The organism is Synechococcus sp. W60.1 (genome assembly GCF_047461575.1).
Classification (GTDB): Bacteria; Cyanobacteriota; Cyanobacteriia; order Thermostichales; family Thermostichaceae; genus Thermostichus.
The window spans coordinates 109018-129931 of the sequence record NZ_JANSHL010000007.1; the positions used below are offsets into that span (position 1 = coordinate 109018).

Annotated in this window: 23 protein-coding genes; 11 read left to right on the forward strand and 12 right to left on the reverse strand. The window is 59.0% G+C overall.

Features of this window, described 5'->3' with window-relative positions:
- Positions 1-44: 44 nt before the first annotated feature.
- Together NW805_RS08355 and NW805_RS08360 are read left to right on the forward strand one after the other, a co-directional pair.
- Positions 45-881, forward strand: coding sequence for an ABC transporter permease (locus NW805_RS08355; RefSeq protein WP_414343731.1), 837 nt, complete (start codon positions 45-47; stop codon positions 879-881).
- A gap of 9 nt (positions 882-890) precedes the next feature.
- Entirely contained in the window at positions 891-1679 is a 789-nt protein-coding gene (locus tag NW805_RS08360) for an ABC transporter ATP-binding protein (RefSeq protein ID WP_414422215.1), read from the forward strand.
- Here NW805_RS08360 and purU read toward each other — a convergent pair whose 3' ends face one another.
- The 3 genes from purU to NW805_RS08375 are packed head-to-tail and all read right to left on the reverse strand — an operon-like array spanning position 1680 to position 3194.
- On the reverse strand, positions 1680-2528 hold the full coding sequence (gene purU, locus NW805_RS08365; RefSeq protein WP_414422216.1) for a formyltetrahydrofolate deformylase: 849 nt from the start codon (positions 2526-2528) through the stop codon (positions 1680-1682).
- A gap of 57 nt (positions 2529-2585) precedes the next feature.
- Positions 2586-2846, reverse strand: coding sequence for a hypothetical protein (locus NW805_RS08370; RefSeq protein ID WP_414422217.1), 261 nt, complete (start codon positions 2844-2846; stop codon positions 2586-2588).
- Between the two features lie 3 nt (positions 2847-2849).
- Positions 2850-3194, reverse strand: coding sequence for a TatA/E family twin arginine-targeting protein translocase (locus NW805_RS08375; protein WP_011434012.1), 345 nt, complete (start codon positions 3192-3194; stop codon positions 2850-2852).
- A 228-nt stretch (positions 3195-3422) separates the two neighbouring features.
- Between NW805_RS08375 and secA the strand changes: the two genes are divergently transcribed.
- Positions 3423-6296: a preprotein translocase subunit SecA gene (gene secA, locus NW805_RS08380; protein ID WP_414422218.1), complete on the forward strand. Its 2874-nt coding sequence runs from the start codon at positions 3423-3425 to the stop codon at positions 6294-6296.
- A 16-nt stretch (positions 6297-6312) separates the two neighbouring features.
- On the opposite strand, the gene NW805_RS08385 is transcribed toward secA, so the two are convergent.
- The gene (locus tag NW805_RS08385) at positions 6313-7233 is read right to left on the reverse strand and encodes a TIGR01777 family oxidoreductase (RefSeq protein WP_414343742.1); all 921 of its coding nucleotides are present in this window, start codon (positions 7231-7233) and stop codon (positions 6313-6315) included.
- Between the two features lie 347 nt (positions 7234-7580).
- On the opposite strand from NW805_RS08385, the gene NW805_RS08390 reads away from it, so the two are divergent.
- Positions 7581-8117 (forward strand): hypothetical protein, encoded by a 537-nt coding sequence (locus NW805_RS08390; RefSeq protein ID WP_238376986.1) that lies wholly within the window; start codon positions 7581-7583, stop codon positions 8115-8117.
- An 11-nt stretch (positions 8118-8128) separates the two neighbouring features.
- On the opposite strand, the gene hemB is transcribed toward NW805_RS08390, so the two are convergent.
- Together hemB and NW805_RS08400 are read right to left on the reverse strand one after the other, a co-directional pair.
- Entirely contained in the window at positions 8129-9115 is a 987-nt protein-coding gene (hemB, locus tag NW805_RS08395; protein ID WP_414422219.1) for a porphobilinogen synthase, read from the reverse strand.
- Between the two features lie 25 nt (positions 9116-9140).
- Positions 9141-10100 (reverse strand): lysophospholipase, encoded by a 960-nt coding sequence (locus NW805_RS08400; RefSeq protein ID WP_414422220.1) that lies wholly within the window; start codon positions 10098-10100, stop codon positions 9141-9143.
- Between the two features lie 385 nt (positions 10101-10485).
- Between NW805_RS08400 and NW805_RS08405 the strand changes: the two genes are divergently transcribed.
- Positions 10486-10602 (forward strand): photosystem II reaction center protein I, encoded by a 117-nt coding sequence (locus NW805_RS08405; protein ID WP_011434021.1) that lies wholly within the window; start codon positions 10486-10488, stop codon positions 10600-10602.
- Between the two features lie 316 nt (positions 10603-10918).
- Here the strand turns inward: NW805_RS08405 and NW805_RS08410 are convergent, their stop codons facing one another.
- Positions 10919-11359, reverse strand: a complete 441-nt coding sequence (locus NW805_RS08410) for a hypothetical protein (protein WP_414422221.1) — start codon at positions 11357-11359, stop codon at positions 10919-10921.
- 180 nt (positions 11360-11539) lie between these two features.
- A complete protein-coding gene (locus NW805_RS08415) occupies positions 11540-12184 on the reverse strand; it encodes a biotin transporter BioY (protein WP_414422222.1) in 645 nt (214 codons plus the stop codon).
- Between the two features lie 23 nt (positions 12185-12207).
- Here NW805_RS08415 and NW805_RS08420 point away from each other — a divergent pair, with 23 nt between their 5' ends.
- Positions 12208-13056 carry an inositol monophosphatase family protein gene (locus NW805_RS08420; protein ID WP_414422223.1) on the forward strand — a complete coding sequence of 283 codons (849 nt, stop codon included), beginning with the start codon at positions 12208-12210 and terminating at the stop codon, positions 13054-13056.
- On the opposite strand, the gene NW805_RS08425 is transcribed toward NW805_RS08420, so the two are convergent.
- Positions 13041-13643 (reverse strand): thioredoxin family protein, encoded by a 603-nt coding sequence (locus tag NW805_RS08425; RefSeq protein WP_414422224.1) that lies wholly within the window; start codon positions 13641-13643, stop codon positions 13041-13043. The genes NW805_RS08420 and NW805_RS08425 overlap by 16 nt on opposite strands.
- A gap of 174 nt (positions 13644-13817) precedes the next feature.
- On the opposite strand from NW805_RS08425, the gene NW805_RS08430 reads away from it, so the two are divergent.
- The 3 genes from NW805_RS08430 to NW805_RS08440 all read left to right on the forward strand — a co-directional run bounded on the left by NW805_RS08430 (position 13818) and on the right by NW805_RS08440 (position 17736).
- Positions 13818-14630, forward strand: a complete 813-nt coding sequence (locus NW805_RS08430; RefSeq protein ID WP_414413526.1) for a TatD family hydrolase — start codon at positions 13818-13820, stop codon at positions 14628-14630.
- Between the two features lie 225 nt (positions 14631-14855).
- The gene (locus NW805_RS08435; RefSeq protein WP_414422225.1) at positions 14856-17360 is read left to right on the forward strand and encodes a GAF domain-containing protein; all 2505 of its coding nucleotides are present in this window, start codon (positions 14856-14858) and stop codon (positions 17358-17360) included.
- Positions 17361-17364: 4 nt separating this feature from the next.
- Positions 17365-17736, forward strand: a complete 372-nt coding sequence (locus tag NW805_RS08440; RefSeq protein ID WP_011434029.1) for a DUF309 domain-containing protein — start codon at positions 17365-17367, stop codon at positions 17734-17736.
- Positions 17737-17759: 23 nt separating this feature from the next.
- On the opposite strand, the gene NW805_RS08445 is transcribed toward NW805_RS08440, so the two are convergent.
- From NW805_RS08445 to NW805_RS08455, 3 genes are all read right to left on the reverse strand, one after another.
- Entirely contained in the window at positions 17760-17921 is a 162-nt protein-coding gene (locus NW805_RS08445; protein ID WP_011434030.1) for a hypothetical protein, read from the reverse strand.
- 91 nt (positions 17922-18012) lie between these two features.
- The gene (locus NW805_RS08450; RefSeq protein WP_244349857.1) at positions 18013-18102 is read right to left on the reverse strand and encodes a cytochrome b6-f complex subunit PetN; all 90 of its coding nucleotides are present in this window, start codon (positions 18100-18102) and stop codon (positions 18013-18015) included.
- Positions 18103-18230: 128 nt separating this feature from the next.
- Complete coding sequence (locus NW805_RS08455) at positions 18231-19472, reverse strand: RNA-guided endonuclease InsQ/TnpB family protein (protein ID WP_414422226.1); 1242 nt, start codon at positions 19470-19472, stop codon at positions 18231-18233.
- Between the two features lie 107 nt (positions 19473-19579).
- Here NW805_RS08455 and NW805_RS08460 point away from each other — a divergent pair, with 107 nt between their 5' ends.
- Together NW805_RS08460 and NW805_RS08465 are read left to right on the forward strand one after the other, a co-directional pair.
- Complete coding sequence (locus tag NW805_RS08460; RefSeq protein WP_049749597.1) at positions 19580-19825, forward strand: hypothetical protein; 246 nt, start codon at positions 19580-19582, stop codon at positions 19823-19825.
- Positions 19826-19979: 154 nt separating this feature from the next.
- Positions 19980-20564, forward strand: a complete 585-nt coding sequence (locus NW805_RS08465; RefSeq protein WP_414342286.1) for an SRPBCC family protein — start codon at positions 19980-19982, stop codon at positions 20562-20564.
- Positions 20565-20914 lie beyond the last annotated feature (350 nt).

Below are 20914 nucleotides of genomic sequence, written 5' to 3' on the forward strand. Positions count from 1 at the left end.
GATATCCGGGATCCCTTCATGGGCCACCAGTGAGGTAAGGTACGATGCTGACTGCTCCGGCTGAATCGCCTCCACCCACCCGCCCCAGTCTGCCCCCGACGGTGTTTTGGCGCATTGCCGAAGAGATCCCGCGCCCCTTGGCCTTGCTGCTGACGGCGCTATCGGTGCTGGTGCCTTTCGGCTTGTGGTGGGGCCTATCGGTCTCGGGGTGGGTACCGCCGCGTTTTTTGCCTTCTCCCCCTTCGGTATGGGCGGCCCTGCTGCGCCTGTGGCGAGACGGCCTGCTGTGGAAGGATACCTTGGCCAGCTTCAGTCGGGTTAGCAGCGGTTTTCTGTTGGCAGCAGTGGTGGCGACCCCCATCGGCATTGCCATGGGCACCTTCGCCAGCATCCGCGCCTTGATCGAGCCGATTAGCGGCATCTTTCGCTACATGCCCGCTCCTGCCTTCACCCCGCTGTTGATTATTTACTTGGGTTTGGATGAGGCCCCCAAGATCGGGTTAATTTTCATCGGCACCGTTTTCTTCAACATGCTGATGATCATGGATGCGGTGAAGTTCATTCCCAAAGAGCTGATCGAGGCCACCTACACCTTGGGGGGGCGGCGCTGGCAGGTGTTGCTGCAGGTGATCACTCCATACATCACCCCGAACATTCTCGACACCTTCCGCGTCAACATGGCTGCCTCTTGGAACTTGGTGGTGGTGGCAGAATTGGTGGCCGCCAATGAGGGTTTGGGTAGGCGGATCCAGCTAGCCCAGCGCTTCTTTAGAACCGACGAGATTTTTGCGTGCTTGATTGTGTTGGGGCTGATCGGCTTTCTGCTGGATTGGCTGCTGCGACGCTTGGTACGTTTGACCTGTCGTTGGGCCTTTTTATGAGGTGGTGTCGTGCATTTGGAAGTGGTCGGCCTGAGCAAATCCTTCCCCACCCGTCGTGGACCTATCTTGGCTCTGGATGGGGTGAATTTGCATGTGGAGTCGGGGGAGTTTGTCTGTGTGGTGGGGGCTTCCGGCTCTGGTAAAACCACCCTACTGCGCCTGATTGCCGGGTTGGAGCAGCCTAGCCGAGGATCCATCAGCGTCGATGGGGAGCCGGTGATTGGGCCGGGAGCGGATCGGGGAGTCGTGTTCCAGTCCTACACCCTCTACCCCTGGATGACCGTGGCGGAGAACGTCGGCTTTGGCCTGAAATTGCAGGGGGTAAAACGGCAGGAAAGGGAAGCCCGTGTGGATTATTTTCTGGAGATCGTCGGCCTGGAGCGTTTTGCCAAGGCTCTGCCCAAGCAGCTTTCGGGCGGTATGCAGCAGCGGGTGGCCATTGCCCGAGCTCTGGCGGCCCAGCCGAAGATTTTGCTCATGGATGAGCCTTTTGGCGCTTTGGACGTGCAAACCAAGGAGACGATGCAGGAGTTTTTGCTGGATCTCTGGCAGCGCACGCGCACCTCAATTTTGATGATTACCCACGATGTGGAAGAGGCCGTCTTTCTGGCCCAGCGCATCTATGTACTCACGTCCCATCCTGGGCGGGTGAAACGGGAGCTCCGGGTTGATTTCCCCAGTCGGCGCGACTACAGTCTCAAGCGCACTTCTTCCTTCCAAGAGGTGAAGGACGAGATCTTGGCTCTCCTACGAAACCAGAAAGGGATCCCGTTGAGCAACGCTGCGCCCGCGGGCTGATCAGGCAAACACCACCGTTTTGTTGTGGTACACCAGCACCCGATTCTCCAGGTGATACCGCACTGCCCGTGCCAGGACTAGGCGTTCCATGTCGCGGCCTTTGCGGACGAGGTCGGCAACGGTATCGCGGTGACTGACCCGCACCACGTCTTGCTCGATGATCGGCCCTTCGTCCAGATCTTCGGTGGCATAGTGGGCAGTCGCGCCGATGATCTTCACCCCCCGTTGATGGGCGCGGTGGTAGGGGTTGACTCCGGCAAAGGCGGGCAGGGTGGAATGGTGAATGTTGATGACCGGCGGGGCTTGGCGGAGCAGCGACCCACTCAAGACCTGCATGTACTTGGCCAACACCACCAGGTCAATTCGATATTCCTGCAGGAGAGCGAGCTGACGGGCTTCGGCTGCGGCTTTGCCCTCTGGAGAAACGGGGATGTGGTAGTAATCGATACCGAAGGAGCGGGCCACCGATTCCAGGTCGGGGTGATTGCTGATGATCAAGGGGATCTCGGCGGGCAGTTCTCCCGCCCTTTGCCGCCAGATCAGATCCAAAAGGCAGTGGCTTTGCTTGCTGGCCCACAACGCAATGCGACGGCGAGTGTCGGAAAAATGCAGTTCCCAGTTGGCTTGGATCCCACGGGCAATACCCGAAAAGGCGGGGACAATTTCCCCTCGCTCCAGTTGGAAGCCCTCCAAGTCCCACTCGATGCGGCTCAAGAACAGTCCTGCCTCGGGATCCGTATGGTGATCGGCGTGAATGATGTTGCCGCCGTAGCTGTAGATGAAGCTGGAGAGCTTGGCTACCAGCCCTTTTTGATCAGGGCAAGATACCAACAGGGTGGCACTGGGCATCGGTAGACAACAGCCTCAACTTTGTGGGGACTGGCTCTCCCCAAGAGCAATCCATTCTCAATCTACCCGGTTGATCTCTTCCAATAGCCAGGGATCCACCGGCTGGCCATCCCAACGCTTCAAGTCGATGCGAATCCACATCGCCGCAGAAGAGCCGGCAGGGGGCAGTTCCTGGTGAAACGAGATCTCATAGTCAGACGGGTTTTGGCCATGCTGCCGCAGCCAGGTCTCCACCTTAGCAGGAGCAAAGTAGGACTGCCCTTGCTCGAACAGGCGCGTGATTTCCAGGCCGAAGCAAAGGGGGGTGAAGCGGGCCATAGGTTAGGCAGCGTCTGCTGTTTGAGCGTCGTCGGCTGCGGATGGGGGGGGAGCCATCTCTGAGGTGGGTGTATCGGCTGTGGCGACCGACTCGGCTTTGGGCTCAGCCGCGGCTGCTGTTCGGGAAGCCTTGGGAGTGGCAGCAGCCGTTGTCCCGCGGGTGGCTTTCTCCAGCTCTTGGGCCTCTTTGTTCAGTTGCGCCTCGAACTCTCTGGAAGCATCCTGCAGGCTGCGCAGGGTTTTGGCCAGCGTGCGACCAATCTCCGGCAGTTTGCGGGGCCCAAAAACCAAGAGAGCCACCGCAAAGATGACCAACATTTCCGGCAGTCCAACACCCAAAAAATTCATGAGCCTCGGCAGAGTACGGTTTGGTCGGGATCCCTTCGCCTCCCTAGAGTGACATTTTCTTGCCGCGGACTGCAAGTAACTGCCGGCTCTCCTCATCCATTCTGATGGCTTTGGTTGGCTTTGGTGTTCTCCTCTCAGCTCATCTGGGCCCACCTCTCCCTGGCCGGCCAAGTCAAAATGGTAAGATTGCATCATTAATCAATGTTCTTCATTGGCCTAGGCTTGCCCATGCTCCAAACCCTACAAAAGCTCCTCGGGGATCCTAACGATCGGAAGATCCGGCAGTACCGTCCTGTCGTCAAGTTGATCAACTCGCTGGAGATCGAGATCGCCTCTCTTTCGGATGCGGAGCTCAAGGCCAAGACCACAGAGTTTCGCCAGCGCTTGGACAGAGGAGAATCTCTGGACGATCTCTTGCCGGAGGCGTTTGCCGTGGTGCGGGAGGCCGCCAAGCGAGTTTTGAACTTGCGCCATTACGACGTACAGCTCATCGGCGGCATGGTGCTGCACGAAGGCCAGATTGCCGAAATGAAAACCGGCGAGGGGAAAACCCTGGTCGCCACCCTGCCTGCCTACTTGAACGGCCTGACTGGGAAGGGGGTTCACATCGTTACCGTCAACGGCTACTTGGCGCGGCGCGACTCGGAGTGGATGGGGCAGGTGCACCGTTTCTTGGGCCTGACGGTCGGTCTAGTGCAAGAGGGCATGTCACCCGAAGAAAAGCGCCGCAGCTACAACTGCGACATCACCTACTGCACCAACAGCGAGCTGGGCTTCGACTACCTGCGGGACAACATGGCCACCGATATCAAAGAGGTGATGCAACGGCCCTTTAACTACTGCATCATCGACGAGGTGGACTCAATCCTTATCGACGAGGCCCGCACTCCCCTGATCATCTCCGGTCAGGTGGCTCGCCCCTCCGAAAAATACCTGCGGGCAGCCCAGGTGGCGCGGGAGCTGATCCGAGATGAACACTATGAGGTGGATGAAAAAGCCCGCAACGTCATTCTTACCGACGAGGGGTTTGAAGCCGCCGAGCGGTTGCTGGGGGTCTCTGACCTGTTTGATCCCAAGGATCCCTGGGCGCACTTTGTCTTTAACGCGGTGAAGGCCAAAGAGCTCTTCATCAAGGATGTCCACTACATCGTCCGCAATCAAGAGGTGGTGATCGTGGACGAGTTCACCGGGCGGGTGCTCCCCGGCCGCCGCTGGTCTGATGGGCTGCACCAGGCGGTGGAGGCCAAAGAGGGGGTGCCGATTCAAAGCGAGAGCCAAACCCTGGCCACCATCACCTACCAAAACCTTTTTCTGCTCTATCCCAAGCTTTCCGGCATGACGGGCACGGCTCGCACTGAGGAGGCCGAGTTCGGCAAAACCTACAACCTGGAAGTTACGGTGATCCCCACCAACCGACCCATCCGCCGCAAAGATGCCCCCGACTTGGTGTACAAGACCGAAAGGGGCAAGTGGCAAGCGGTTGCCGAGGAAATTGCCCACATGCACGCCCAGGGGCGCCCCGTCCTTGTGGGCACCACCAGCGTGGAAAAATCCGAACGCCTCTCGGCCATGCTCAAGGAAATGGGGATCCCTCACAACCTCCTCAACGCCAAGCCAGAAAACGTGGAGCGGGAGGCGGAGATCATTGCCCAGGCGGGGCGAAAAGGCGCTGTAACCATTGCTACCAACATGGCCGGTCGAGGCACGGACATCATCTTGGGAGGCAATGCGGAGTACATGGCCCGCCTCAAGCTGCGGGAACGGCTGATGCCCAAGCTGGCTCAATTGGACGCCGACAACCCCTTGGGATCCGTTCAGCTGGTGGGACGGGGGGGTGGCCAGGGATTTGGTGGGACAGCACCCAAGCCGAAAAAATCCTGGACGGTGGTCTCCCCCAATTTTTACCCCTGTGAGCTGTCGGCCCGCACCAACCAAGCTTTAGACGAAGTGGTGGCAGCAGCCGTGACCAAGTACGGGTTGAACCGTCTGCCAGAGCTGGTGGTGGAGGATCTTATTGCGGTGGCGTCGGAGAAAGCGCCGGTGCAGGATCCGCTAATTTTGCAACTGCGGGAGGTTTACAACAGCATCAAAGCCGAGTACGAAAAAATTACTGAGGCCGAGCACGAAGAGGTGGTGAGGCTGGGGGGCCTGCATGTGATCGGTACGGAGCGCCATGAATCCCGCCGTATCGACAACCAGCTGCGGGGCCGCGCCGGGCGACAAGGGGATCCCGGCTCCTCGCGGTTTTTCCTCAGCTTGGAAGACAACCTGCTCAAGATTTTCGGTGGCGAGCGGGTAGCCAAGCTCATGGACATGTTCCGGGTGGAGGAGGATATGCCCATCGAGCACCCGCTGCTCAGCAGCAGCCTGGAGAATGCGCAGAGAAAAGTGGAAGTATACTACTTCGACATGCGCAAGCAGGTGTTCGAGTATGACGAGGTGATGAACAACCAGCGGCGGGCCATCTACTCAGAGCGGCGGCGCATCTTGGAGGGGGAAAACCTCAAGACCAAGATCCTTGACTATGTGCGCAAAACCGTTGGCGAGATCGTGCGAGCGCATGTCAACCCAGAGCTGCCCCCGGAAGAGTGGGAAATTGACAAGCTGACCGCCAAGATGCAGGAGTTTGTGCCGCTCCTGAAGCAAAACCTCAAGGTTGAAGACCTGCAGGATCTCTCCTACGAGCAGATCTTGGACTACCTGATCAAGCAGGCAGAACTGGCCTATGAGGCCAAAGAGGCTTTTCTGGATACCTTTGAGCCCGGTTTGATGCGCAAGGCAGAGCGCTTTTTCCTGTTGCAACAGGTGGACACCCTCTGGCGGGAACACCTGCAGCAGATGGAGGCGCTGCGGGAAGCTGTGGGCCTGCGAGGCTACGGTCAGAAGGATCCCCTGATCGAGTACAAGAACGAGGGCTACGAGCTGTTCCTGGAGATGATGGACAACATCCGCCGCAACACGGTGTACAACCTATTCATCTTTACTCCCCAAATTGTGCAAGTGCCCCAGGCATCGCGACCGGCTCCGGCACCCACTGCGGCTGCCAGCCCTGATCCCAGCTCTGCTTCAGGGGTGGTGGAAGCCGATTTCACGGAAGAATAATTGGCGTAGAGAGAAGTCAGCGGGGGAGGAGGATCTGTCGTAATGCCTCTTTCAGTTGTGGGTACTGGAAGGTAAAGCCCATCTGCAAAGCCGCTTGCGGGATCACTTTCTGCCCCGTCAAAACCACTTGAGCTGCCTCGCCCAACAGCAGTTCCAACGCCAGCTCCGGCACAGGCAACCAAGAGGGGCGACCCAAGACCTGGCCTAAGGTTCGGCAAAACTCTTCCATCTGCACCGGGTTGGGAGCGGTGGCGTTGAACACTCCGGATCCCTGCTCCAGCAGGAAGCAGACCAAGCTCACCCAATCCTCGCGGTGGATCCAAGACAGCCATTGTTTGCCGGAGCCGATCGTTCCGCCGATAAAGAACTGAAAGGGGGCCAGCATCTGCCCCAGCGCTCCTCCATCCGGACCCAACACAATCCCCGTGCGCAGGATGGCCAAACGGATCCCCAATTCCTCAACCGGCCGGGCGGCAGCTTCCCAAGCTTGACAGACTTCTGCCAGAAAATCTTGGGCCGGGGGATCCGTCTCTGTTAAGGGTTCTCCTGCCGGATGGGATCCGTAGTAACCCACCGCCGAGCTGCTGATCATCACCTGGGGCTTTTGGTTGAGGGAGGCGAGGGCTTGGACAAGGGCCTGGGTGGTTTCCACACGGCTACGACGGATTTCTTTTTTCTTGGTCTCTGTCCAGCGAGAAGAAGCCAAAGGCTCTCCGGCCAAGTTGACAATCCCCTCGTACCCTTCCAGGGCGGCTGCCCAGGCTTGCGGTTGGTAGGGATCGTAGGGCAGCAGCTTGAGGTTGGGGGATTCCCCCAAAATGCGGCGGGCCTGCTCCAGGCGGCGGGTCAAGACCAAAACCTGATCCCCTTGCTCCAGCAGACGGGCCACCAAGCGACGCCCGATAAAACCACTTCCACCCGTGATGACAATGCGCATGATGTGGATCCGACTTGCATCTGCACAAGCCCTGTGCCGCCCTTGTCCTTTGAACGGTGCAGAGCCTTTCCGCTATTCGAACCTCTAGCCTAGCGCGTTTCCTGTCCCGCGTTGGCCATTGCCTGGGATCCCGCCATCCGTTTGCTGAGCTTGGCGAAGTGGCAGAGCCCAAGAAAGCCCAAGAATAAAAATGTTTTGCGGCAAAGCCTGACACACCTGGAAAAATCGGCTTCAATAGGCCCTAGCTGCGCTTCTTGGCAGCAGAGGTGGTTCATCGTCCCCCTATTTTCTTCCCTTCACCCGTGACACCCAAGTCTTCTTCCCGTACCCCGGCTCGCCACGTGTCTATGCGTGCAGAGCAGGTTGCTGGGCCGCGGCTGGACATCTCTGTTGCTCCACGAGTGCATCGCTCCCAAGGGCAGGGATCCCTGGTTCGGGCAGGGTTTCCCTCCTCTCTCCCAATTTCCGGTCGGCGGACGATCCCTGTCCAGCGCTCCCGCCGGCGCGGACGGCAAGAACCTGGCCACGAGCCTCAAGTCTGGGAGATGGCCTGTCACATCGGGGTGAATGTCTTGTTTACGGCGGCTGCCCTCAGTGGTTTGTATCGCCTCTTGCCGGTGCAGTTGGCTCAGCACCACCGGCTCCAGGTTCTGGAGCGGCATATCGAGGTCTTGTCCACTCGGATTTCTCGGCTGCAGGAGGGGGTGGATCGAGGTATGGATCCCTTGCAGCAGGAGGCCCTGATCAAGGAACGGCTGAATCGGGTGCCACGCAATCAAATTCAGGTGCGTTTGGTGGATCCCAGTACCTGGGTGGCGGACGACGAGAAGAACACCCACCCTTCCTGGATCGGGCAGTCCACCCAGCCGTCTGCCAGGCCGTAGGCTGCCTCTGCCTAGGCTTGTTTGAGAAGCAAGGCCACCTCTTTGGCAAAGTAGGTGAGGATGATATCGGCACCGGCCCGCTTCATGGCCAGCAGGGATTCCATCATCACTTTTTTGCCGTCGATCCAGCCTTTTTGTTCGGCGGCTTTGATCATGGCGTACTCGCCGCTGACGTTGTAGGCAGCCACGGGCAGATCCGTCGATTCCTTAACTCGGTAGATGATGTCCAGGTAGGCCAGGGCCGGCTTCACCATCACCATGTCCGCCCCCTCGGCTTCGTCCAGCTCCACTTCCTTGATGGCTTCCCGAGCATTGGCGGGATCCATTTGATAGCTTTTCTTGTCTCCCGATTTGGGCGCGGATCCCAGGGCATCGCGGAAGGGGCCGTAGAAGGCAGAGGCATATTTGGCGGAGTAGGCCAGGATCGCCACATCGGTGTAGCCTTGGTCATCCAGGGCCTCCCGAATGGCACCGACACGACCGTCCATCATGTCCGAGGGGGCCACAATGTCGGTTCCCGCCTCTGCTTGGGAGAGGGCTTGCTTGACCAAAACTTCCACCGTCTCGTCGTTGAGGATCACCCCATCCCGCACAATGCCGTCGTGGCCGTCGCTGTTGTAAGGATCCAAAGCCACATCGGTTACCACCAAAATCTCGGGAATTTCCTGTTTAATCCGCCGCACCGACCGCTGGATCAAGCCCTCTGGGTTGAAGCACTCCTGCCCGGTGGGATCCTTTTTCTCTTCCGGCACCACCGGGAACAGGGCCACCGCCGGGATCCCCAGTTGAGCGGCTTCTTCCACCTCTTTCAGCAGCAGGTCTAGGGTGTAGCGGTAGCAGCCGGGCATCGACTCCACTTCCTGCCGCTGGTTCTCCCCCTCCATGACAAACAGGGGATAGATCAGATCCTGCACCCGCAGGTGGGTTTCCTGCACCATCTGGCGGAAGGCCTCTGTGCGCCGCAGCCGACGGGGACGGTAGATCAGGTCTTGGCTCATGAGAGCAGGGGGAAAGAGGGCGTTTCTATTTTGCCATGAGGTCGGTAGGGGCTGAGTTGGTCGTTGGGCGAGGGGCGACATCCGGGGCAGAGGGAAAATGCCGAGCCAGCCAGCGGCGAAGGGTCTCTTTTACCGCTTCCGCTTGGCAGTCGTGTAAAAGATCGTGGCGGGACTGGGGAAAATCGTGGATTTCTCCCTGGGGCAGCCGACGGGCAAAATCCACAGCTCCGGCAGGATTGACGACGATATCGGCAGAGGTGTAAAGCAGCAAAACCGGCAGGCGGAGCCGATGGGCTTGGTCGAGGCAGCGCTGTCCACTGCGCACCAGTTCGGCTGTGAATCTGGCCCGCGTTACACCACACATGTGGGGATCCGCCGCAAAGGCGGCTTGCTGCTCGGGTAGGGAAGTCACCCGCGCTGGCTCGTAGAGGCCGGTCAAGGCCAACTGGGGAATAACCCTGTCCAAAACTTGCAGAAGGGCGTGGGTAAAAGGGGTGAAATAGTGGTCGATGCGAAAAGCCGGAGAGATGAGAACCAGGCCCTGCACTTGGTCGGGATGGGCGAGGGCATATTCCGTAACCCAGTTGGCCCCCGCGCTGTACCCGCACCAGATCTGCGGGATCCCTTTCTGCGGCCAAATCTGCTGCGTGATCCTCTCCAGATCGGCTTGATATTGGCTGAAACGGTCGATCCAGCAGCGGATCCCGCCGGAGCGACCAAATCCCCGCATGTCGGGAGCCAAAACCTCCCACCCTTGAGCAGCCAACTCGCCGGCCAAAGGGCAAAACCCGCCGCCGTGATCCCCTTTGCCGTGCAAAAGCAACACCCTTCCACAAGGGGATCCCTGGGGCCAGTGGTGCAGAAAAGCTGGGATCCCATCGGAAAGCGGCAACTCCTGAGGCCGATAGATCCCCGACGCAGTTTGCGGCTGAGCTCCCGACCGCCCATCCAGAGCCTCTAAGTCACCTAACCGATCAAAAGGCATGGGCAAATCCAACACAGGTCCGGCAAGACCGGCAAAGCCGCAAATTATATCTTCCTATGTCCCAGTCGCCCGCGAGCGCTGCCGCCGCTGAGGAGCGGCAATCTTTGTTTCCAGTCCAAAATATTTCTTAACAATCTCTGCTCTTGCCGGGGATCCCCGACATGCCGGGCTTTGCAGCCTTTTCTGAGGATGGGATGAAAGGATCTCTCGGGGGGAGACTGGGGCCATTTGCGGGAAAAAGGGCCGCTGAGAGGTATGATGTTGTGAAGAAGTTTTGCGGGGTCTCAGGTTGAACGGGATCCCCTCTCTGGGGTGGTTCACCCTTGTTTTACGATTGCCTTATCGCTTCATCAGTTCACTCAGTCGGAAACGGGTTGCTGAAACTATGCTGTTACTGAAAATCTCTGTTTACGCGGTTGTCATCTTTTTTGTGGGGCTTTTTGTGTTTGGTTTTTTGAGCAACGACCCCTCCCGCAACCCCAACCGTCGAGACCTGGAGTAGGGGATCCCGCCTTGGGCAGCTTGCGAACCCAAGTGATAACCGGCTCATAGCTTGAGGGGACATGCCTCCGGCCCTATTTTTGTGGAACTCTGCCGGTCGCACCGGCGGCGCGGAACGCTAGCCCTGGGGAAATTGACGCCTGTGGAGATCCCTCCGGCGGTGCGGCGACGCAAGCTGCTGCTGGTTAGGGGTTGTGGAAGCAGGAAGAAAGCCGCAGCGGTGAGCAAGATTCAGTCCTTGTTCGGACTTCGGCCCGCTGGTGGGCATTCCCCTCTAGAGTGAGTGGCCTCACCCCAAAACCGGCAACTCTGCTTGCCTACTGGAAGGCTGTAATCAGCAGTGTTTGGGATCCGGAGCGATTCTGTTGGTCAAACGCGGTAATCCGGAACTGCCAAACGCCAATGGGATCCCCGAGGGCAACGCGGAAATCGGTACTGAAGCTACAAAAGGTGGCCCCAGGGTTACAGCCGGCCTGCTGTGGGCTGAAGAATTCCCTTTGCACGCGCACGCCGCTGGGGTTGAAAGTTTCCAGCTCGAGGAACTGCGTTGGACGAGCACCACCCGGCACACTCACCTGCACCGTAAAAGCCGGCGTGGAGGTGCCTACCCGCACCGAGGTGGGCGCATTGATAAACGAAACCGTTGGGCCTTGGGGTGGGGGCAGGATCGAACCCCCTGAGCTGCCGCCATCTCCACAGGCAGCCAGCCCGGTTGCCAAAAAGCCGGTGGCCAAAAGGATCAGAGCAGTCCGTTGCATCCCGCAGTTCCTCACGCAAACCCATCCATCCTGGCAAGACTTGACCAGAATCTGTACCACCGCTTGAGCGGCACAGCTCTAAGTTACTTTTCTAAGTTACTTTCTGCCTCTGCAGCTTGAGAAAAGATGCGCCCCGACCCAAATCTGCATGGGCCTTTGCGCAGAGTTGATTCCCTTGCTTCAGAGCAGCAGCAAGCGCCGCAACAGCAACGCTATCACCGCAACAAAGCTGGCCACGATGATCTGTCCCGGCAGAGTATAGCCGGAGTAAAGCCCTATCAACCTCAGCAACTCCCCATTCCAGGGTTGTGTGGCCAAAAGGTAAAGAATCCCGGTCAGGTGAACCAAGGCCAAAGCCACCAAGCTGCCGGATCCCAACTCTTGGAGGCCCACCGGGGAGTCAGGGATCCCTCCTGCCAACCGCTTCCCATCGACAGCACGTTGGCGGGCCAGAGGAGAAGGGGGTGGATAGGGATCCCGTTGCCGAAAAGCAATTGTCCCGCAGGCCCAGGCTCCTGGCAGAAACCCCAGCAAGTAGCCAAAGGCAGGCTGGTATAGGTACTGCCACCCTCCCCCTTGGGCAAACACCTGTAGCCCTGCCAGCCCCAACCCCAGGTAGACGATCTGGGCGCACACCGCCGCCACCGGCCCCGCCAAACAAGCCGTCAGCAACACGCCCCCAATTTGCAGCGAGAAGCTGTATCCCCCCAACCCAGGCAGCCCGGGCGGAAAACTCAAATGGGTTAGGGTGCCCAAAATGGTCAGGAGGACCCCAATCGCCGTCCAAAGCCATTCCAGAGGAGTTAAGAGCAAGCCAGACCGCATAAACCGAGAGGAAATTTTTCCCTATGCTAAGAAAGGGAAGGGGCAGATGGGGTGGGCAAAAGGTGGTCAAGGCAGAGTGGATTGAACTGGCCCAGGCCCTGGCCGATGCTGCCGGAGCGGTGATTCGCCCCCTGTTTCGCGGAGAACTGCAAGCCGAATACAAAGAGGCCCGCTCCCCAATTGTGACGGTGGCCGACCGGGAGGCAGAGCGGGCCATGCGGGCTTTGCTGATGGCCCAAGTGCCAGAACACAACATCCTTGGCGAAGAGTTTGGTTTTCACCAGACGGGATCCCTCTACACTTGGGTTTTGGATCCCTTGGATGGCACCATCGCCTTTTCCACCGGCAAGCCCACCTTTGCCACTTTGATTGCCCTCTTGGAAGAAGACCGCCCCATTTTGGGCATCATCGATCAACCGGTGTTGCGGGAACGCTGGCTGGGGGTGCGGGGACAACCCACCCAATGGATGACCCCCTCTCACCGACAGGCTGCTCAAACCAAGGCCAATACCGACCTCAGCCGCGCCTACTTGAGCTGTACCACCCCTGATTTGTTCACCCAACCCGACCAACAACGGTGCTTCCAGGGGCTCAGCCAAGCAGTTCACATTACCTCCTATGGGGGCGATGGCTACCAGTACGGCCTGCTGGCCAGCGGCTGTGTGGATCTGGTGATGGAGTGTGGCCTTGCCCTCTACGATTTTGCTGCCCTTGTGCCGGTGATTGAGGGATCCGGTGGCGTGATTACCGATTGGCGAGGGGATCCCTTAACCCGCACCTCCACGGGAGAAGTGTTGGCGGCAGCCAACCCCAGCTTGCATCGACAGGCCCTGGCCGCGATTCAAAAAAGCGGGATCTACCCAGCGAAATAAGCACCACCGAAATAAGCAGGCTCATTGCCAGGTTTCCACTTGATGTTGCAGCCCAGGCTGGGCTTTTGGTCGGGATCGATGGGCTTGCCGGCCAGAAGGTTATCCAGCGCCGCCCGCAAATCTTTGCCCGTCACCGGCACATCGGTCAGGCTGGGACGGCTGTCGTCCAGTTGACCACGATAGACCAACTTGCGATCCGCGTCGAACAAGAAAAAGTCGGGGGTGCAGGCAGCGGTGAAGGCTTTGGCCACCTCTTGGCTTTCGTCGTAACAGAAGGGGAAGGTAAAGCCCAAGGTCTCGGCCATCTTCTTCAAGTTCTCTGGGCTGTCATCCGGGTATTTCTCCACATCGTTGGCGCTGATGGCTACAATGCCGACGCCGCGATCCTTGTAATCTCTGCCAAGGCGGGCCAGCTCCTCTTGCACGTGCTTCACATAGGGACAGTGCTGGCAGATGAACATCACCAGCAGGGCCGGCTTGTCGGCAAAGGTGGAGAGGGAGATGGTTTGGCCGCTCACCACATCCGGTAGGCTGAAGTCAGGGGCTGGGGTGCCCAAAGGCAGCATGGTTGAGGGGGTACGGGCCATAACAAACCTCCAGCGTAAGGTTTCCTCAATCATTGTGGATCATCCTGCCCCCCCAGGAGCCGTCGCAAGGGGAGCTCGCCGGCAAACGGGAGCGCCAGAAGGGATCCCAAGCAGGCCGGGGACAGCTTTTACAATTGGATAAGGTTGGCAACACGATTGTTGGGGAGCTGAGCCTTGAGCACCGCCGTCTTACCTGCTGCTCCTTTGGTGGATACTCACGTCCACCTCAATTACCCCGATTTTGCCGCGGATCTGCCCCAGGTGGCCGAGCGCTGGCGTCAGACGGGGATCCGGCGTTTGGTGCATTCTTGTGTAACACCAGCAGAATTCCCCCAGTTGCAGGCCATTGCCGACCAGTATCCGGAAGTATTTTTGTCGGTGGGGCTGCACCCTTTGGAGGCGGGCCAGTGGCAGCCCGATTTGGCCGAAAAGATCGCCCACCTGGCCGCCAGCGACGAGCGAGTGGTGGCTATCGGGGAGACAGGCCTGGATTTCTACAAGTCCAACCCGGCGGATATCGAGCGGCAAAAAGAATCCTTCTGGGCCCAGATTGCCATTGCCCAAGCGCAGGATCTGGCGTTGATCGTCCATTGCCGCGAGGCGGCAGCAGCCACCTACGCCATCCTCAAGGAGGCCATGGCCACGGGGGGGCCAGTGCGGGCGGTGATGCATTGCTGGAGCGGATCCCCGGAGGAGACGCGGCTGTTTGTCGAGCTGGGCTGCTTCATTAGCTTCAGCGGCATTGTCACTTTCAAAAATGCCGAGACTGTCCGCCGGTCGGCCTTGGAGGTGCCCCTATCCCAGCTTTTGGTGGAAACGGATTGCCCTTTTCTGGCTCCCACCCCCTTCCGCGGCAAACGCAACGAGCCGGCTTACGTGCAGCGGGTGGCCCAAACCTTGGCGGAGCTGCTTGGGATCCCACCGGAAAAACTGGCAGAAGAAACCAGCCAGAACGCTGCTCGCCTGTTTCGGTTGCCTCTCCCCTAGCTCTGCTTTCCGATGGCGCGGGTGGACCGTAGGCCATTCCCGACCCTAGATCTCACCCGATCTCAGACGATTCCAACCCGGGAAACCCTGGGTTGCCATTTTTAACTTTTTCTTTAACTTTTCTTTTCAACTCCGACTGCTCTTCTCAAAGGCATCCTATGCTGGAAAAAAGGAATGTATTTTTAGGTACTTTCCGCTAATTCCAGGGGCTAGGGGCTTGCAACTATGGATACTGAAACGTGGGCTGCCGCAGCTCGACCCAGCCGAGATGCCCTCATCAACCGCATCACCCACCAGATTCGGCAATCCCTGGAGCTGGAGGAAATCCTCAAGGCAACGGCGGAAGAGATACGGTCTTTTCTGGAAACGGATCGGGTGAAGGTGTACCGCTTCGACCCGGAAGGGCATGGGACGGTGGTGGCGGAAGCACGAGGCGGGGAGCGGCTGCCCTCGCTCTTGGGGCTGACTTTCCCGGCAGGGGATATTCCGGTGGAGGCGCGGCGGTTGTTTCGTTCGGCCCAGGCGCGGGTAATTGTGGATGTAGAGGCGCAAAGCCGTTCCATCAGCCAGCCGGAGTCTTGGGGGTTGTCTGCTAGGGTTCCTCTGGGCGAGCCGCTGCAGCGGCCCGTGGATCCCTGCCATGTCCACTATTTGAAATCCATGGGGGTGGCCTCTTCCTTGGTGGTTCCCCTGATGCATCACCAGGAGCTATGGGGGCTGTTGGTCTCCCATCATGCTGAGCCTCGTCCCTACTCCCAAGAAGAGCTGCAGGTGGTGCAGTTGCTGGCGGATCAAGTTTCCATTGCCATTGCTCAGGCGGAATTGCTGGAGCAAGCGCGGCAAAAGGCGCAGCAGGAACGCCTAATCAACCAAATTGCTGCCCTGGTTTATTCGCCCCTGCACCCGGAGACGACCTTGACCACGGTGCTGGAGCAGCTTGCTGCCGGTTTGCAGGGGATCGGGGCGCGGCTGCGGATCCACTTTATGGGCGCAGACACCCTCTGTTGTCATGGCGTGCAACCCCCGGCCAGCTACGACACCTGGCTACAGGAGCAGCTCGGAAGGGCCGGAGGAGCGGGGGGCTGGGTGAAGATGTGGTCGCTCTCCCACTTGGAGAAATGGCCGGAGCTGCAAGAGCAGATGAAGCAGACACCCATTCGTGGCCTGCTGGTGGCCCAGCTCGCCTGGAATGACCAGCCGGTGGGCTGGCTGAGCGTGTTTCGCGCGGCCATCTGCCAAGAAACCCACTGGGCGGGCTACCGTTGGTTTACCCAGGGGGATCCCAGACAAGAACTGCCTTTGATCTCTTTTGCTGCCTGGCGGGAGCTGAAAATTGACGAGCCTAAGGCTTGGTCAGCTGCAGAGCAAGAGCTGATGAGTCGGGTCGGGGTACATTTGGCCCTGTCCATTACGCAAAATCAGCTCTACCGGCAGTTGCAAACCCTCAACGCCCGTCTGGAGCAGGAGGTGCAGGAGCGGACGGCGGCCCTGCAGCGATCTCTGGCTATGGATGCCCTCTTGCAGCGGGTCACCGACCAGGTGCGCAGCAGTTTGGAGGAAGCCCAGATCCTGCGGGCAGTGGTGCAAGAATTGGCTCTGGGGCTGTCCATCCAAGGGTGCGATCTCTGTCTCTACGATTGGGCAGCCGGCCAAGCCACGGTGCGCTACGAATACACCTCTGCCCTACCGCCCGTCGGTGGGATCACCCTGACCTTGGCCGACTACCCCGATCTTTACCGGCACCTGCAAGGGGGTCAAGCGGTGCAATTCTGCCACTTGCCTGGGCAGGGCTGGATCCCCCGTCGGGAAGGGCTGACCCTGCTGGTGTGCCCGCTGCGGGATGACCAAGGGGTGCTGGGGGATCTCTGGCTGGCGAAGCCGGCAGCCGAGTGCTTTGATGAACTGGAGGTGCAGGTGGTGCAGCAGGTGGCGGATCACTGCGCCATTGCCATCCGCCAGGCCCGCCTCTACCAGGCTTCTGTGCAGCAAATTGGTGAGCTGGAGCGCCTCAACCGCCTCAAAGATGATTTTTTGAGCACCGTCTCCCACGAGCTGCGCACCCCCATCACCAACATGAGGATGGCCATCCAACTGCTGAAAACCGCCCGCGCCCCCCAAAAACGAGAGCAATATCTCAAGATTTTGGAGCAGGAGTGTGAGCGGGAGGCGGAATTGGTGAACGACCTGCTGGATCTGCAGCGGTTGGAGCAGGGATCCAAAACGCTCCATCTGGAAGAAGTGCCGCTGGCAACCTGGCTGCCCAGCGTGCTGGAGCCGTTTCTACAGCGGGCCCAGGCCAACCAGCAACGGTTGCAGTGGCAGATTGCGCCAAATGTGGGCAAGGTGCTCACCGATCGGGGCGGCCTGGAGCGGGTGGTGCAGGAGCTGGTCAACAACGCCTGCAAGTATACTCCCCCAAGGTGCAACATCTGGGTAACAGCGCAGCGCTCTGGCCCGCAGCAGGTGGAAATTCGGGTGATCAACGAGGGAGTAGAAATTCCCCACAGCGAGTGGGAGCGCATCTTCGAGAAGTTTTACCGCATTCCCAGCGGGGATCCCTGGAAGCGGGGCGGCACCGGCCTGGGCCTGGCTTTGGTCAAGCAGTGGATGCAGCGGTTGGGGGGCAGCGTCTCGGTGGAGAGTTCTCAAGGCAAAACCTGCTTTACCCTGGTGCTGCCGCAGGGATCCCTGCCTGTGCAGACCTCACCCCTAGCCCACAACTGTGCCTAGCCACATGAGCAATGCCCACTCAGAAGCGTTGCGTTTGGCCGCCGAGCAGTTTAACCGGGGGGAATTTTACGCCTGCCACGACACCCTAGAGGCCCTGTGGATGGAGGCAGTGGATCCAGAGCGGCGCTTCTACCAGGGGCTTTTGCAAACCGCCGTGGCCTACTATCACCTGCAAAACGGCAACCGCCGCGGCTGCATGATCCTGTTGGGGGAGGCCAACCGCAAGCTGGCGGACTTTCTGCCCACCTACGCTGGATGGGATGTGCAAGCCCTGTGGCAGGCTAACCAGGGCATCCTGCGGCATCTTTCTCAACTGCAACCCCAGGATCCCCTGCCTTACCTGGCCATCCCCACCCTGAGTTGGGTTGAAGACTGACCTGAGCAGGCCCAACAGCGGCGCTAGCGCTTGGAGCGACGGGCTTTGCGCTCAACTTCGTTGCGTCGCCGCCGATCCCGCCAGTCGATGAAGGTAATGTAGCCAACGCCCAGGGTTACGGCTGTCAACAGCAAAAAGATGCTTCCGTAGGCGATGCGGGCGACCAAGGGAAGATCGGTTTCCATGGTGTGAGCGGGGGTAACCCCGTCAATATCGGCGGCAGGAACAACAAGATGAATGCAAGATGGATGTGAGGCTCAATCCAGGCATGACAAATTACATGCCGTTGCGCCCCCAGACCACCAGGGCAATGGAAAGAACGAAGAAGGTGGGGACGGCAATCCAGCCAAGGGTGATGATGTCCATAGGTCTAGCCCAGCTAAAGAGGGGTTATCTCGAGGTGATCCCATTTTACGAGAGGAGATCCCTTGTCAACGGACATCTACGAACACCTGTTTTCAGTTCAAGCTGGCTACAGTGGAGTTAAATGTAAACTACCCGACCCTGACTGCTTCGCAGTACAGGGCGGGCTTTCGGTAGCCCTGCAGTTGGCAAGCCAACCACGAACCTCTAGGCTGGTTTACAGCAGCCCCCAAAAGCGCAATCACATTCGCACCATTCAAATCCGCATCCCCTTCCCATCCACAGTGTCCACACTTAAACTTCTTTCCACTGCGATAGGATTGCGTAGGATCGGGATGGATGTGCAAACACCGGTGGCAGGTCTGCGACGTGTAGGCAGGCGGAACCAGCACCACAGGTACTCCGGCAATGGCAGCCTTGTAGACCACGAACATCCTAAGCTGGTAGAACGCCCAGTTATTGGTTCTGCGGCGCTCAGCTTTGCTGCGTGGCTGTTGATTGACCCTTTCCCGAATCCCTGTCAGGTCTTCCAGGGCGATAGCGCTGTTGGTAGCCTTTGCCCTAGAGACAATAGCTTTGGAGATGCGATGATTGACCCACGTTTTTGCTACGCAACGCTGACGCGACTGAAAGCGTCTCTCCTTGCCAGACAGCCGTTGCAGCAGTTCTCTGCATCTGCGCCGCGAACTGCGTGTGCCCTTACTGGCTTTGCGTTGGAGTACCGCCCTCAGCTTGGAGTAGTGGTCTCGGACTCTGTTCAACTGCTGTCCATTCCAGTTGTCCCCCTCTGACGTATGGGCAATATCTGTCCTGCCCAAGTCCACCCCCAGCACTCTACCCGTGCGTTGCGGTGGGGATGGCTCCGCTTCCACACAGATTTGAATGGAGTAGGAGCCGTCTTTACGCTTGACCAGAGTGGCAGATTTGGGATTGGAGCCCGCCAGCCGTTCTCTCTGGTAGCGGCCAATCGCCAGCTCAAAGCGCTCCCGACCCTCCACCGTGGTCAGCGACACCGACCAGTCTTTCTTGCGGAACGAAAAGATACGGGCATCGTAGGTCACAAAGCCTCTCTTGAACGCTTTGACGGGACGGTTTTTCTGTCGGGCAACTTTACGGGCACCGGCCAGCCGTCTGCAGACCTGCTGGTCGCGTAAGCGGGACGTAGTCCTTGCCAAGTTACTGGACAAGCCAAACCGAGCGCGAATCTGGTAATAGCAAAGGGACTGGAGTTTGACTGCGTTGACTACTTTTTCTGGTGTGTTTTGGTTGACCCAGTTCAACGCCTGCACAAAGGCATCCATTGTCGCATCCAACTTTGCGGCCTGCGACTGGGACACCTTGAGCTTGCAGGGGACGGTCAGGACTTGGGTCATGGTTCTATCATAACTTCCGCATTCCTCCCGACACTGACCCTACGGGTACAGTGCGGGGCTCCTGCGATTTCTAGCTGAAACATCTGAGCCAAACGAGGTGGGATCCGATGGTACTGGACACATTGCCGCTGGTTGCCGCTGTAGCCATCGCCATTTTTATGCTGGTTTTTTGGGTGCGGGTGGTTCGAGAGGCCATCTGGACAACGGTGGGAATTGTAATCATCTTGGCCGTGTTGTACGTGGTCTTTAGAATTGGCCCGCGGCAGGTGCTGCAGGAGTTGCGGGATCCCTTTGCCCTTCTAGAACAGGTTTGGCAGGTGATCGTCGGTTGGTTCCAGGCCCTTCTCCCCTAGAGTTCGTTATCTGCTATACAGTTCCCTGATACAATAGAAAACACAGGGGGGCAGCCTATTGGAACTGCTGGCGAATGGTTTGTCCAGTCAAAAATCGATTCCCTCTCCGGTTTCCGCACTGCTCTACAGCACCTACGCGACTGAAGTTCTCGCCATGCCTTCTGACCCTGAATGGGATCCCCAAGACCCCACCCCAGAAGATGGGATCCCCATTCCTGCTGGCGTCAGCGGGACGGAGTCCTCAGACATCCAGGTGGAGGTGGAGGATTTGGGGGAGCGCCGCCGCCAAGTGCGAGGTCGCGTCCTGATTCCGGTGGAGCGGCAGCAGGTCTGGCAGGTTTTGACCGACTACGACCATCTGGCGGAGTTTATTCCCAACTTGGTGGAAAGTCGCGTCATTGGCCGTGAGAATGGCCGCACACTGGTACGTCAAGTGGGATCCCAAAAGGTTTTATTTGCCCAATTTTCTGCTGCGGTGGTGCTGGCTATCGAGGAGATCTTTCCTCAGCAGCTTCGCTTCCAAAAAACACAAGGGGATTTTCTTATCTTCGAGGGGTTTTGGGATCTGGCCGATTGGTCGGCCCATCAAACCTTGCTCACCTACCACCTGCAGGTCAAGCCTCCCCGCAGAATGCCTGTCGGTCTGGTGGAGCGCCGCATTTGCCAAGATTTGGCCCTGAACTTACAAGCCATTCGGGAGCGCTGCCTGAGTTTGTCGGATCATTCCAAGCCCGTTTGAGGCGCGCCCAATAGGTACCTCGTTCCCCAAGCGCTCCGCGCCGCTGACGCGACCACTCTCAGCCCTTCTGCCAAAGAAGAGGGGGGCTGGGGAACAGCTTTATTGCCATTTGTGGGATTTGATATTCGAGCTGGAATTTGCCAGGTGGATCCCAGAGGCAAAGTGGGCCGGTGGTCCTTCACCTTTCGAGTCTCAAGCAGCGATCGAGGGCTGTCCTTGGGTGTGTGGGTGCGCTATCGGCAGGGTGAAGTGGAAGGCACTGCCCTGATTGGTGGGGGGGGGGGGGGGGGGGGGGGGGGGGGGGGTGGGGGGGGGGGGGGGGGGGGGGGGGGGGGGGGGGGGGGGGGGGG